Source organism: Methylobacterium variabile (genome assembly GCF_001043975.1).
Classification (GTDB): Bacteria; Pseudomonadota; Alphaproteobacteria; order Rhizobiales; family Beijerinckiaceae; genus Methylobacterium; species Methylobacterium variabile.
Genome location: NZ_LABY01000225.1, coordinates 1 through 12,543, shown reverse-complemented (window position 1 = coordinate 12,543; position 12,543 = coordinate 1). Strand labels below are relative to the sequence as shown.

The window sequence follows — 12,543 nt, the reverse complement described above, 5'->3', positions numbered from 1 at the left end:
GGGAAAGGGGAGGGACGCGAACCGGGATGGAACGTCCCTGCACCCGTGCCGACGCGCCGAATGAACGATGCACGCCCCCCATCGTTGTGGCCTGGATACCCCCATCCTGTACGGAGGACTCCATGAGCCACGCCCACAAGCCTCTCGCCCAGCAGGTGATCGTCATCACGGGCGGGTCGAGCGGGATCGGCCTCGCCACCGCCCGCATGGCGGCCCAGGCCGGCGCCAAGGTCGTGCTGGCCTCGCGCAACGCCGAGGCGCTGGCGGTGATCCAGGAGGAGATCGAGGCGGCGGGCGGCGAGGCGACCCACGTCGTCGCCGATGTCGGCCGGCGGGAGGACGTGCAGGCCATCGCCGACAGGGCGGTGCAGCGCTTCGGCGGCTTCGACACCTGGGTCAACGACGCCGGCATCTCGATCTACGGCCGACTGGAGGAGGTGAGCGACGAGGACCACGACCGGCTGTTCCAGACCAATTTCTGGGGCGTGGTCTACGGCTCGCTCGTGGCGGCGCCGTACCTGCGCCGGCGCGGCGGCGCGATCATCAACCTCGGCAGCATCGCCTCCGACCTCGCGATCCCGCTCCAGGGCATGTACTCGGCGAGCAAGCACGCCATCCGGGGCTTCACCGACGCGCTCAGGGCCGAGCTGGAGCTGGACCGCGCCCCGGTCTCGGTCACGCTGATCAAGCCGGCGGCGATCGACACGCCGTTCCCGCAGCACGCCCGCAACTACCTCGACCGCGAGCCGAAGCTGCCGCCGCCGGTCTACCACCCGGACGAGGTCGCCCACGCCATCCTGCATGCCGCCGTCTACCCGCAGCGGGAGATCATCGTCGGCGGCGGCGGCCGGGCGATGACCGGGCTCAAGAAGCTCGCGCCGGGCACCTTCGATCGCCTCGGCTCGGTGATGGCGGGCCAGCAGCTGCGCTCCGAGCCGCCGCGGGACCCGGACGGCGCCCTCCACCAGCCGGGCCAGGACGGCCACGTGCGCGGCGACCATCCCGGGATGGTGCGCCACACCAGCACCTACACGCGGGCGAAGCTCCACCCCCTGACCACCGGGGCGGTGATGGCGGGCGTCGGCCTCGCGGCGGCGGCGCTGATGAAGCGGCGGGCCTGACCCTTTCCCGAGGGGGGCGGGCATGGGAGAAGCGGGGCGATGCCCACCTTCCTCCTCTACGCCGCCGCCGCGCTCGCCGAGATCGCCGGGTGCTTCTCGGTCTGGGCCTGGTGGCGGCTGAACGCCTCGCCCCTGTGGCTGGTGCCGGGAGCCGCGGCTCTCGGCGCCTTCGCCTACCTGCTGGCGCTGACCGAGTCCGACGCCGCCGGCCGGGCCTTCGCGGCCTATGGCGGGATCTACATCGCCGCCTCGCTCCTGTGGCTGTGGGCGGCGGAGGGGCAGCGGCCCGACCGCTTCGACGCGGCCGGCGCCGCCCTCTGCCTCGCCGGGGCGGCGGTGATCGTGCTGGCGCCGCGGGGGTGAGCGGGCGCCTCGCTCCGAAGTCCTTCCCGCCGGAGGGGAACAGGCGCTCGGGCCGCACCCGACCGGCCCCGCCGGGAACGCGAAGGCCACTGGCCGGCGGCGTCCCGATCAGGCGGCCCCGCCCGTCCGCGGCCGGCCCGCGATCTGAGCCAGCACGCCGCCGCCGATGACGAAGCCCCCGCCGACCAGGCCTCCGAGCGTGGGGACGACCTGGAGCAGGAGCGCGTCGAGGGCCATGGCCCAGAGCAGGCCTGAGAACTGCCACGGCGCGAGCCGCGACGCCTCCCCCCGGTGCAGCGCCGCCGCGATGCTGGCCAGGGCTGCCGTCTGGACGGCCGTCACCAGCAGGACGAGCGCCGCGGCCCTGGCGCTGACGGGTCGCCAGTCCGCGGCCACCAGCGCGGCCAGCAGAACGACGCCGACCAGGGCGACCTGCAGGATCGTGTCGAGGGTGGTGGCCGCATCGCGCAGGCGGCGGATCATCACCTGATAGACCGCGTAGGTGAGGGCGCCTCCGAAGGCCGCCGCGATGCCGAGCATGCTCGCCTCTCCGCCCGGCCTCACGATCAGCAGCATCCCGGCGAAGCCGAGCAGGGTGCCGAGCCAGCGGCCGAGCGGGACGCGCTCGCGCAGCAGCAGCCCGCCGAGCAGCGTCAGCATCAGCGGGGCGGTGAAGCCGAGCGCCGAGGCGGCGGTGACCGGCAGCAGAGCGTAGGCGAGCACCGCGAGCGCGTTCGACACGACGAGCGCGGCCGCGGCGGCGCGCTGCTCCCAGGCCTTCTCGGGCCGCACGAGGCGGCGCCACGTTACCCGGCCCCCGGGCCATGCCGCCGCGCCCAGGCCGCCGACGAGGACGACGGCGCAGCGCAGGAAGGTCACCTGCAGGGGGGTGAGGCCGTCATTCGCGACCAGGCTCTTGGAGAGCGCGTAGCCCAGGACGTAGAGCAGGCCGGCCAGGATCGTCAGGCCGACCGCGGCCGGGGTCGAGCCATCGCGCGCTCGCGTCGCCGTGCTCCTCATCGCCGTCACACCGCCCTGCCGTCACGGGGGCGGCCGCGCGTCGCCTCCGCCCCCCACCATAGGCCTAACTGAGCTGTTAGCACGACGGGAAGCGCTTGGAGCGGGTGGCGACGGTCATGACGAGTGAGGTGCCGGGCGTCGGGACCACGCCAGTACCGGGTCCCGGTCCTCGGACGCATCCGGCTCCGCCCCGCGCACCGTCGCATCCCGGCTCGCGATGCGCGGTCAGCCATGCACCTGACGGATCATCTGGGCGGCACGCTCCCCGATGATGGCGCAGGGCGCCTGGGTGTTTCCGGTCGTCACCCGGGGCATGATCGAGGCGTCCGCGACGCGGAGAGCGTCGACCCCGTAGACCTTCAGCGAACCGTCCACGACGGACATCGAGTCCCGACCCATCTTGGCGGTGCAGCTCTGGTGCCAGTAGGTGACGGCCGCGTCGCGGATGAAATCCTCGAGCGCGTCGCCCTTGAGATTCCCGGGCAGTGCTTCGCCGCGGACCAGCGGCCGGAAGGCGGCCACGTTGCCTAAGCTGCGACACAGTTCGACGCAGGCGGTCGCCGTTCTCATGTCGGCGGGATCCGCCATCATGTTGGCGTCGATCGCGAGCGGCGCGAGCGGATCCGAGCTCCGCAGGCGCAGGCGGCCGCGGCTCGCCGGCTGCGCGAGACCGGCGAACATCGTCCAGCCGTGGGCTGGCACGCCTCGCGCGGCCGTCCGCTCGCTCGGGACCGGAAACTCGACCTGGCAGAAGAGGAGGTCGGGCGAATTGAGCGCGGGACGGCTCTTCCAGTAGAGCGTCGCCTCGCTCCCGCTGTTCCGGGGCGCGACCGGCGCGACGTACTCCCAGAGGCACCCGAAGGAGACATGGTCCTGGAGGTTCCGCCCGACCCCCGGCAGGTGCTGCACCACGGGGAGTCCGTGGCGGACGAGGTCCGCACTGTCCCCGATGCCTGAATGCATCAGCACCTTCGGCGTCTGGATCGCGCCGAGGCACAGAACGACCTCGGCCCGCACGCCCACGGTGAGGATGTGGTCCTCGCGAAGGATCTCGACCCCGGTCGCGCGCCGGCCCTCGAACAGGACCCGGCGCACCGTGGTCCCGGTCAGGACCGTCAGGTTGGGGCGGTCGAGCCAGGGGTGGACATAGGCCCGGTAGAGCGAGTGCCGTCGGCCGTCGCGGACCAGCATGTCGGTGATCGCCGCCCCGCCGGCCCCCTCCATCATCTCCCCGTTCGGGTGATCGAAGGTGGGGATCCCGAGCTCCCGGGCGGCGTCGAGCATGGCGTGGGTGAGTGGGCTCGGATCCGACGCGGGCTGCACCCAGACGGGTCCTGCGCTTCCGCGGAACCGGGCATCGGGTGCGCCCCGCCAGTTCTCGATCCGCCGGTAGATGTCGAGGACGTTGTCGTAGCCCCAGCCGGCATCCCCCGTCTCCGATGCGAAGAAGTCCCAGTCGGCCCGATGCCCGCGCGCCCACACCATCACGTTGATGCTGGATCCGCCGCCGAGCCCCTTTCCCATGGACATCGACAGCGCGCGGCCGTTCAGGTGCGGGTTCGGCTGCGCCTGGAACCCCCAGTCCCGCTCGCTGCCGAGGTTGGCCGGCCACAACGCCGGATCGAGCACGGTCTCGGCCTCGTCGCTCCCGCCGGCCTCGACCAGCAGCACCTGCGCGTCCGGGTTCTCGGCGAGGCGGCGCGCCACCACGGAGCCCGACGCACCCGCGCCGCAGACGATGAAGTCGTAGCGATGCTTCAGTTCTGCCGTCAGCCGCTTCTGATTTTCTCGAGACCGCCGAGCCAGTTCACTGCCGTCGTTGTCGTCGTCAGTCATCGTGCGAAGATCCTTTCGGCTGCACCACGCCTCTCGAAGGGGCGGCGCGGCGTCGTTGCCTCGAACGTCGAGAGCCGCGCCCGCTCCAGGTCATCGCGGAAGCGCCCGATGAGGGCTCCGTGCCTCGAGGTGCTTCGAGCCTACTCGCTTCCCGATTGCGGCGTGTTGCGTATTTCAGCAATCCGTGATCATCAGTTTGCTCGCCGAGCCGGGATTTGAGCAATCGCGATGCAGAAATCAGCCGGTAACAGCAATCCTCAGGCGCCGCGGCACCCACCCGCCACGGCGCTGGATCGCATCGATCGAAAGATCCTCGATATTCTTCAGCGGGATAGCCGGATCACGAATCAGGGGCTGGCCGGGCGCGTCGGTCTCTCGCCGGCCCCGTGCTCACGGCGCGTGAAGCGTCTGCACGACGAGGGCTATATCAGCCGGGAGGTGGCGATCGTCGATCCGGCGCGGGTGGGCAGCACGCTGATCGCCTTCGTGAGCGTCGAGCTCGACCGTCAGCGCGAGGACGTGCTCGCCATCTTCGAACGCAAGATGGCGGCACAGAAGGCTGTCCAGCAATGCTACTTCATCTCGGGCGAGAGCGACTACCTGCTGGTGGTCGCCTGCCGCGACATGGAGCATTACAACGCGTTCGTGCGCGAGGTGCTCGCCAACGAGCACAACATCCGGCGCTTCCGCACGAGCTTCAACCTCAATCGCGTCAAGTACGACACGGCGATCGATCTCGAGGCGGCGCTGGACTGACCGAGGTCCCGCCCTGCGAGCTTGGAGAGCAGGCCGGGACCGAGGACGGATCCCGGCCGGCGCTCGCCCCTGCCGGCCGGACCCACGCCGACCCGGGAACTTGGACCAGCCGTACTTCGCCACGCCCGGGACGGTGGGGCCTTCTCCACTTCCGCAAGGAAACAGATAACCATACCAATTATAAGTCGATATGGAGAATATTTTTCTTACATCGACGCCGTTCTTGCACCTTGGCGGGAGGATGCCCTAAGCGGACGTGATTCCTCCACTCGGGCGGGCCGCCATGACCATCACGCGACGCAGCATCCTCGGGGCAGGCCCGGTTCTCGCGGCCGGAGCCGTGCTGGGCGGCGCGACGCGGGCCGTCGCGCAGGGCCGCGCCGCGCCGCTGCGGGTCGGCGTGATCCCGATCCTCGCCGCCGCCCCGATCTACGTCGCCGAGAAGGAGGGCTGGCTCAAGCAGGCGGGGCTGTCGCTCAGCGTCACGACCTTCGAGTCGGGCCCGAACATGATCCAGGCCCTCGCGTCGGGCACCCTCGACGTCTACGTCGCCGGCGTGGCGCCCCTCGGCGTCGCCCGGTCGAAGGGCATCGACGTGAAGGTGGTGGCCGCCACCGCCGTCGAGGAGAACGTCTTCGTCGCCGGCCCGAAGCTCGCGCGCCTCGCCGAGCCCGGGGTCGCCCCGGCGGAGGTGTTTCGCCGCTACCGCGCGGCGAACGGCACGCCGGCGCGCCTCGCCACCCAGCCCCTCGGCTCGGTCCCCAACACCACGCTCCAGCACTGGCTGTGGGAGGTGGCGAAGGCCGATCCCAAGGACGTCGCGATCGTGTCGATGGGGATCGACGCGACCCAGCAGGCCGTGCTCGCCGGCGCCGTCGAGGGCGGCATCCTGCGCGAGCCCGCGGTCTCGATCGTCACCGGCCGCAACCCGGCGGTCCGCCTGATGGCGCTCGGCGGCGAGATGTTCCCGAACCAGCCCGGCACCGTCGTCGCCGTGACCCGCACCCTCCTCGACAAGGAGCCGGAGGCCGCGCAGGCGATCGTGACCGGCATCGTGCAGGCGGTGGACCTGATCGGCCGCGAGCCGGGGCGCGTCGCGCCGATCATCGAGGCGGCCCTCGGCAAGGGGCTCGTCGACACCGACACGATCCGCCGGGCGCTCGCCTCGCCGGCGACGCGGTTCGCCGCCGATCCCCGCGCCATCGTGGAGGCCACCGCCGCCATGCAGCGCTACCAGGTGAAGATCGGGGCGCTCGAGCGCGAGGTGCCCCTCGACGGGCTGTTCGAGCCGCGCCTCTACGAGCGCGCGGCCGCCGGCAAGTGAGCCCGTCCCAAGTGAGTCTGCCACAAGTGAAGCCTTCGCGAGCGAACCCTTCGCGAGTGCGTCCTCCTCGCGCGGACCGTCGCCGGTGAGGGGCCGCAGCGCCGCGGGCCTGCTCCCGCTCGCCGGGCTCGCCGCGTTCTTCGCCCTCTGGGAGGCCGTGCCCCGGCTCGGCCTCGTCAACCCGGCCTTCCTGCCGCCGCCCTCCGAGGTGCCGGCGGCCTTCCTGCGCGAGCTGCGCTCCGGCCAGTGGCTCGCCGCCATCACGGGGAGCCTCGGGCACTACGCGGCGGGCCTCGCCCTCGGCGTCGGCCTTGGCATCGCGGCCGGCACCGTGACGGGCCTCTCGCGCAGGGCGGAAGGGCTGACCGCCTGGGTGGTGCGGGTCCTGCGCCCGGTGCCGGGCCTCGCCTGGGTGCCCTTCGCCATCATCTGGTTCGGGGTCAGCCCGCAGGCGGCGGTGTTCATCGTCGCCATCGGGGTGTTCTGGATCGTCTACTTCGCGAGCCACGGGGCGATCCGCGGCGTCGACCGCGACCTGATCGAGCTGGCGGCGGCCTTCGGCTTCCGCTCGGGCCCGGAGCGCCTGGTCACGGTGGTGTGGCCCGCCGCCACCCCGGGGATCCTCGTCGGCGTGCGCACCGCTATCGGGCAGGCCTGGATGGCGGTGGTGGCGGCCGAGATCTTCGGCGTCGCGGGCCTGGGGCAACGGATGATGCAGGCCTCGACGATGCTCGCGACCGACATCGTGGTCGTCTACATGCTCACCATGGCGCTCCTCTACGGCGTGTTCGACGCCGCCTTCACGGCCCTCCAGCGCTGGATGCTCCGATGGCGGGCCTGATCGCGATCCAGGGCCTCGCCCTCGCCTTCACCCGCGACGGCGCCCGCACCACGGTGCTCTCCGGCCTCGACCTCGACATCGCGCCGGGCGAGTTCCTGGCGATCGTCGGCGCCTCCGGCGTCGGCAAGTCGACGCTGCTCCGGGTGATCGCCGACCTCGTCAGGCCCAGCGCCGGCACCGTCAGGGTGAGCGAGCCGGAGCCCGGCCGCCGGGCGGTCGCCCTCGTGTTCCAGGATTCCCGCCTGCTGCCCTGGCGCCGCGTCCTCGACAACGTGGCGTTCGGGCTCGAGAAACTGCGCCTGCCCCGGGCCGAGCGCCGCCGCCGGGCGCAGGACGCGCTGGCGCGGGTGGGCCTCGCGGATCTCGCCGGGCGCTGGCCGTTCCAGCTCTCCGGCGGCCAGCGCCAGCGGGTGTCGCTCGCCCGGGCGCTCGCGGTCGAGCCGCACGTGCTCCTGATGGACGAGCCATTCTCGGCCCTCGACGCGCTCACCCGCGAGAACCTGCAGGACGAGCTCGCCCGGCTCTGCCGCGCCTCCGGCCAGACCGTGCTGTTCGTGACCCACGACATCGAGGAGGCGGTCTACCTCGCCGACCGGGTCGTGGTGCTGGCGGGCAGCCCGGGCCGGATCGTCGCCGAGCACATGGTCACGCCGCCGCAGCCCCGCGACCGTGCGGCGCCGGAGCTGAAGGCGATCGCGCAGGCGATCCGGCAGGACCTGTCGGGCCGGTGAGCGGCGTCAGCGCCGCATCCGGTTCCCGAGCACGAAGCCGAACAGGCCCATCAGCACGATCCCGGTTCCGCCCTGGACGCCGACGAGCAGGTTGGTCACCCGGCCGACCGGCTTGATGCCGATCTCCGGCGGGTTCGCCGTCATCATGTTGAGGGCGCTGTAGCTCAGGAGATCCAGGACGTTGTAGGTCGCCGCGGTGCCGCCCTCCGGGATCAGGCCGCCGGTGAGGCCGTAGAGCCCCGCGAACGCCACGATCATCAGTGCGAAGGCGCGAAAGATCCGCGACAGGCTCTCGCCGTACTCGCACAGCCACTCGACGAAGTGGTCGGCGAGCCAGCGGTAGCCGTGGCGCATGAGGCCGCCGCGGTCGCGCGCCCGCCAGGCGGCGCGGGCCTGGGCCCCGGCATGCAGGCGGCCCATCTGCCGGCGGCGGCGATAGGCCCAGCCCGCCTCGTCGTGGCTGCCGATGCTCTGGAAGTTCTGCTCGAGGGCGAGATAGCTGGCCTTGGCCGCCTCGTACTCGCCGGCGATCTCCTCGCCCACCGCGCCGCCGAGTTGCGCGGCCCGGAAGCGCGTGCCGTTGAGCCAGGCGCCGGCGAAGCGGGTGTGGCGCAGGCCGCAGGACGACAGGTCGAGCCGCACGAGATCCGTGGCCGAGAGGTCGGCCCCGGAGAGGTCGGCCCCGTCGAGCTTGGCACCCGTCAGCTTGGCGCTGCGCAGGCGCGAGCCGGCGAGGCGCGCCTTGGTCAGGCTCGCCCCGGCGAAATCGGCATGGGTCAGGTTGGCGTCGGACAGGTCGGCCTCGTCGAGCCGCGCCCCGCGGAAGCGGGTATAGTCGGCGTCGGCGCCGGTGAAGTCGGCGCCCCAGAGGTCGGCGCCGGAGAAGTCCGCCCCGTCGAGCAGGCTGCGGGGCAGGCGCGCGAAGCGCAAAGCCCCGTCCTGGAAGCCCGCATCCTCAAGCATCGCCTCGCTGAAATTGGCCTGGCCCCCGGCCACGCCGGCGAAGCGGGCGCCGCTGAGGTCGGCCTTGCTGAAATCGGCCTCCTCGATCAGCGCACCGGAAAAATCCGCCGAGCGCGCGAGGGCGCCCGCCAGCCGGGCGCGCTTCAGGTTGGCGCCGGTGAGGTCGGCCTGCTCCAGGTCGCTGCCCGGGATCTCGGCCTCGACGAGGTTGAGGCCCTGCCGCGCCGCGTCCCACCAGGCCGCGTCCCCGGCGAGCGGCGCGAGGGCCGCCCGGCTCAGGTTTGCCCCACGCAGCGCGAGGGGCTGGCCGTCGCGGCGCAGGGGAAGGCCGCCCAGGGCCGCGATCTCGGAGAGGAGCGCGCCGACGCGCGGGGGAACGACGTGACGTGCGGGATCCACGGCGTCAGCCGTGCCCGATGCGCGTGATGGGCCTGTCCATGCCATGGCGCACGGGTGTTCCTTGCGAGATGAGGCCGAGCCGATGCCGCCGGTATCAGCCACGGACCCGGCGGGAATGCAACGGCGGGGCCAGCGGCCGGATCCGCGCCGCGATGGCCGCGAGCTCTCGCGGAGGCGGGGGAGGTGGAGCAGGCGATCCGATCACCGGTCCGACGGGTTGGAGGGTGATGACGTGGCTCGTGCAATCCCGCCTGCTCAACGATCCGTTCTCCGATCCGGGCGTCTACCTCGACGTCCGGTTCGGCCGCCGGGCGCTCCTGTTCGACCTCGGCGATCTCGGCCGGCTCTCGGCCAGGGAGGTGATGCGGGTGAGCGATGCCTTCGTCTCGCACACCCACATGGACCATTTCGGCGGCTTCGACCGTCTCCTGCGCCTCTGCCTGCACCGGCCGGCGCCGTTGCGCCTGGTCGGACCGCCGGGGATCGTCGACCAGGTCGAGCACCGGCTGCGCTCCTACACGTGGAACCTGCTCGGTTCCGACGCGGTCGACTTTCGCCTCATCGTCCACGAGGTCGAGGCGGACCGCATCGCCCGTTCGGCCGAGTTCCGGTCCCGGGAGGCCTTTCGCCGCCGGGGTCACGCCCCTCCGGCCCTGGCGCCCGGCCGCGTCCTCGACGAGGAGGCCTTTCGCATGGAGACCGTCGCGCTCGACCACGGTATCCCGTCGCTGGCCTTCGCCCTGGTCGAACCGGTGCGGGTGAACGTCCTGCAGGGGGCGCTCGAGGCGCAGGGCCTTCCGGTCGGCCCCTGGCTCGCCGAGGCCAAGCGCGCGGCGCGCCGCGGCGCACCGGACGAGACCCGCATCGCCGTGGCGGACGGCGTCACGGTCGCCCTCGGCGCGTTACGGGAGACCGTGCTGCGCCTCGGCCCCGGCCAGAAGGTCGCCTACGTGACCGACGCGGCCGACACGCCGGAGAACGCCGCGCGCATCGTCGCCCTGGCGCGGGGGGCCGATCATCTCTTCATCGAGGCGGCCTTCCTCGAGGCCGACCGCGACGTGGCCGCCCGCACCCGCCACCTCACGGCGGCGCGGGCCGGCGCCCTGGCACGGGCGGCGGGGGCCAGGCATCTCACCACGTTCCACCACTCGGCCCGCTACCTTGAGCGGCCGGGCGCCGTCGAGGCGGAGGCGCGGGCGGCGTTCCGGGGCGAGGGCCCCACCGGCGCGGCGTCGGACGAACGGACGTGATCGCGGGCCGCCGCACCGGCCACGGCGGCGCACCCTGATGGCGTGCGGGAGGGCGCGATCCCTAACCGAGATCGAGGTCCGCGAGCACCGCCGCCACCTTTCGCCGGGCCTTTGCGGCGAGCGGAAGGATCGGGCGCGGCGGCACGGCGTGGCAGATCTCGAGGAGATCGGCGCAGGCCACCATGACCCGCAGGCTCGAGTACTCCCGGAACAGGGCCCAGAGGGGCCTGAGCCGGGCATCGAGCCGTCGCGCCTCGGCGGCGTCGCCGGCCCGCACGGCCCGGACGATCCCGACGCCGACCTGCGGAAACAGGCCCGCCACGACGCTGTACCAGGCATCCGCACCGGCGAGCAGCGCCTCGGTCGCGTTCCAGTCGCCGCTGTAGCCGAGGGAGAATCCCTCGGGCACGACGCCCCGCAAGGTGCCCAGATGCGCGGCCACGATCTCGGGCTCCGGGCCCGGGCTCTTCACCGCGACGATGCCGGGCAGCGGGCTCAACCGGCCGACGAGGGCCGGACCGAAGCGGAAATGGGTGGTGGCCGGGTTGTCGTAGATGCAGAGCGGCAGGCCGCCCTCGCGGGCCACCGTGGCGAAGTGCTCGAACACCTCGTCGTCGGTGAGCGGCGTGTAGGACACCGGCGCGAGGAGCCCGCCGGCAGCGCCCGCATCCCGCGCGTCCTGCGTCAGCCGCACGGCCTCGTCGGTCCGCAGCGCGCCGACCCCGACCATCACCGGCACCCGGCCCGCCGCCTCGTCGAGCGCGGCCTCGAGCGCCCCGCGGCGCTCCTCCCGCGTGAGGTAGGGGTAGGAGCCGGTGGAGCCGAGGAGGCCGATCGAGTCGACACCGGCCTCGCAGAGGCGGGCGACGAGGCGGCGCAGGGCCGGACGGTCGACCCGGCCGCCGGCATCGGCGGGCGTGATCGGAAAGGCGGAGAGGCCTGTCAGGCGCATCGGATCGCTCCTTCGTGTCCGGACCAGCGTCACGCCGCGGGCCGTCGCGCCAGGGCGAGACCGAGCCCCAGCGCGATCATCGCTCCGCCCGAGGCTTCGCGCAGGCGGCGGATCAAGCCGGGGCGGGACGCGGCCCCGCTCCGGATCCGGCTCGCCGCGACGGCGACCGCAAGGTCAGCGAGGGTGTTGAGGGCGACCGACAGGGCGCCGAGCGCCACGAATTGCAGGGCGACGTGGCCGGCGTCCGGCTCCACGAATTGCGGCACGAAGGCCAGGAAGAACGCCGCCGTCTTGGGGTTCAGGGCCTCGACCAGCACGCCCTCCCGGAACGCGCGGCCCGGCCCGACCGGCGGCGCCGCACCGCCCTGCACGGCGGCCGACCCGTCCCGGCGAGCGGAGCGCCAGGTGCGATAGCCGATCCAGACCAGGTAGACAGCCCCCACGAGCTTCAGCGCGGTGAACAGCTCCGCGCTCGCGAGCACGAGGGCGGACACGCCGAGGCCGCCCGCCAGGACGTGGATCAGCCCGCCCAGTCCGGTGCCGAGGCTCGAGGCGACGCCCTCGGCGCGTCCCCCGGCGAGGGTGCGCGCCGCAACGTAGAAGAGGCCCGGACCGGGGGTGACGGCGAGCAACAGCGCCGCCGCGGCGTAGAGGGCGAGGGAGGTCGGATCGGGCATCGTGGAAGCTCGGGATCGGAATGGGGCAGGGACATCGGCCCTGCGCCACGTTTCGTGGACGAGCGGGGCAGATACCGGCAATCCGGCCGACCTCCCACGGCCAGTTCGGCGCGTTCGGCCTGGGCCAGTTGGCGCGGCTTCCTCGCCTCGTCGCGCCTCACGGCACCAACCCCTGCGGCGACACATAGGCTCTGGCCAAGCACGGCCTCGGATCGGTCCAGCGACGAGCCGGAGATCACCCCGAACGCAAAAACCCCGCCGGGATATCCCGACGGGGCTTTTCGTATCGTGGTTGCGGGGACAGGATTTG

The 12,543-nt window shown here is 72.8% G+C and carries 12 protein-coding genes; 7 read left to right on the top strand and 5 right to left on the bottom strand.

The window, feature by feature from the left end; all coding sequences use genetic code 11:
- Positions 1-122: 122 nt before the first annotated feature.
- Both VQ02_RS27845 and VQ02_RS27840 read left to right on the top strand, forming a co-directional pair.
- Complete coding sequence (locus tag VQ02_RS27845) at positions 123-1,121, top strand: SDR family oxidoreductase (RefSeq protein WP_048447500.1); 999 nt, start codon at positions 123-125, stop codon at positions 1,119-1,121.
- Between the two features lie 39 nt (positions 1,122-1,160).
- On the top strand, positions 1,161-1,484 hold the full coding sequence (locus tag VQ02_RS27840; RefSeq protein WP_048447499.1) for a YnfA family protein: 324 nt from the start codon (positions 1,161-1,163) through the stop codon (positions 1,482-1,484).
- A gap of 108 nt (positions 1,485-1,592) precedes the next feature.
- On the opposite strand, the gene VQ02_RS34960 is transcribed toward VQ02_RS27840, so the two are convergent.
- Together VQ02_RS34960 and VQ02_RS27830 are read right to left on the bottom strand one after the other, a co-directional pair.
- Positions 1,593-2,504 carry a DMT family transporter gene (locus VQ02_RS34960; protein ID WP_157080845.1) on the bottom strand — a complete coding sequence of 304 codons (912 nt, stop codon included), beginning with the start codon at positions 2,502-2,504 and terminating at the stop codon, positions 1,593-1,595.
- Positions 2,505-2,729: 225 nt separating this feature from the next.
- Positions 2,730-4,340 (bottom strand): GMC family oxidoreductase, encoded by a 1,611-nt coding sequence (locus VQ02_RS27830; RefSeq protein ID WP_048447498.1) that lies wholly within the window; start codon positions 4,338-4,340, stop codon positions 2,730-2,732.
- Between the two features lie 228 nt (positions 4,341-4,568).
- Between VQ02_RS27830 and VQ02_RS27825 the strand changes: the two genes are divergently transcribed.
- The 4 genes from VQ02_RS27825 (at position 4,569) to VQ02_RS27810 (ending at position 7,992) form a co-directional block, all read left to right on the top strand.
- Positions 4,569-5,096 (top strand): Lrp/AsnC family transcriptional regulator, encoded by a 528-nt coding sequence (locus VQ02_RS27825; RefSeq protein WP_048447497.1) that lies wholly within the window; start codon positions 4,569-4,571, stop codon positions 5,094-5,096.
- A gap of 283 nt (positions 5,097-5,379) precedes the next feature.
- A complete protein-coding gene (locus tag VQ02_RS27820; protein ID WP_048447496.1) occupies positions 5,380-6,420 on the top strand; it encodes an ABC transporter substrate-binding protein in 1,041 nt (346 codons plus the stop codon).
- Positions 6,421-6,505: 85 nt separating this feature from the next.
- Positions 6,506-7,261: an ABC transporter permease gene (locus VQ02_RS27815; RefSeq protein ID WP_048447495.1), complete on the top strand. Its 756-nt coding sequence runs from the start codon at positions 6,506-6,508 to the stop codon at positions 7,259-7,261.
- Entirely contained in the window at positions 7,249-7,992 is a 744-nt protein-coding gene (locus VQ02_RS27810; protein ID WP_048447494.1) for an ABC transporter ATP-binding protein, read from the top strand. The genes VQ02_RS27815 and VQ02_RS27810 overlap by 13 nt, the downstream gene beginning before the upstream one ends.
- Before the next feature lie 6 nt (positions 7,993-7,998).
- Here the strand turns inward: VQ02_RS27810 and VQ02_RS27805 are convergent, their stop codons facing one another.
- On the bottom strand, positions 7,999-9,354 hold the full coding sequence (locus VQ02_RS27805) for a pentapeptide repeat-containing protein (protein ID WP_048447493.1): 1,356 nt from the start codon (positions 9,352-9,354) through the stop codon (positions 7,999-8,001).
- 227 nt (positions 9,355-9,581) lie between these two features.
- Between VQ02_RS27805 and VQ02_RS27800 the strand changes: the two genes are divergently transcribed.
- The gene (locus tag VQ02_RS27800) at positions 9,582-10,604 is read left to right on the top strand and encodes a ribonuclease Z (RefSeq protein ID WP_048447492.1); all 1,023 of its coding nucleotides are present in this window, start codon (positions 9,582-9,584) and stop codon (positions 10,602-10,604) included.
- Between the two features lie 61 nt (positions 10,605-10,665).
- Here the strand turns inward: VQ02_RS27800 and VQ02_RS27795 are convergent, their stop codons facing one another.
- Positions 10,666-11,556, bottom strand: a complete 891-nt coding sequence (locus tag VQ02_RS27795; protein ID WP_048447491.1) for a dihydrodipicolinate synthase family protein — start codon at positions 11,554-11,556, stop codon at positions 10,666-10,668.
- Positions 11,557-11,585: 29 nt separating this feature from the next.
- Complete coding sequence (locus tag VQ02_RS27790) at positions 11,586-12,233, bottom strand: LysE family translocator (RefSeq protein ID WP_048447490.1); 648 nt, start codon at positions 12,231-12,233, stop codon at positions 11,586-11,588.
- Positions 12,234-12,543 lie beyond the last annotated feature (310 nt).

Bases quoted from the DNA above. Each gene is read 5' to 3' on its own strand.
- VQ02_RS27845 (WP_048447500.1), top strand. From the start codon at position 123: ATGAGCCACGCCCACAAGCCTCTCGCCCAGCAGGTGATCGTCATCACG.
- VQ02_RS27840 (WP_048447499.1), top strand. From the start codon at position 1,161: ATGCCCACCTTCCTCCTCTACGCCGCCGCCGCGCTCGCCGAGATCGCC.
- VQ02_RS34960 (WP_157080845.1), bottom strand. From the start codon at position 2,504: ATGAGGAGCACGGCGACGCGAGCGCGCGATGGCTCGACCCCGGCCGCG.
- VQ02_RS27830 (WP_048447498.1), bottom strand. From the start codon at position 4,340: ATGACTGACGACGACAACGACGGCAGTGAACTGGCTCGGCGGTCTCGA.
- VQ02_RS27825 (WP_048447497.1), top strand. From the start codon at position 4,569: ATGCAGAAATCAGCCGGTAACAGCAATCCTCAGGCGCCGCGGCACCCA.
- VQ02_RS27820 (WP_048447496.1), top strand. From the start codon at position 5,380: ATGACCATCACGCGACGCAGCATCCTCGGGGCAGGCCCGGTTCTCGCG.
- VQ02_RS27810 (WP_048447494.1), top strand. From the start codon at position 7,249: ATGGCGGGCCTGATCGCGATCCAGGGCCTCGCCCTCGCCTTCACCCGC.
- VQ02_RS27800 (WP_048447492.1), top strand. From the start codon at position 9,582: ATGACGTGGCTCGTGCAATCCCGCCTGCTCAACGATCCGTTCTCCGAT.
- VQ02_RS27795 (WP_048447491.1), bottom strand. From the start codon at position 11,556: ATGCGCCTGACAGGCCTCTCCGCCTTTCCGATCACGCCCGCCGATGCC.
- VQ02_RS27790 (WP_048447490.1), bottom strand. From the start codon at position 12,233: ATGCCCGATCCGACCTCCCTCGCCCTCTACGCCGCGGCGGCGCTGTTG.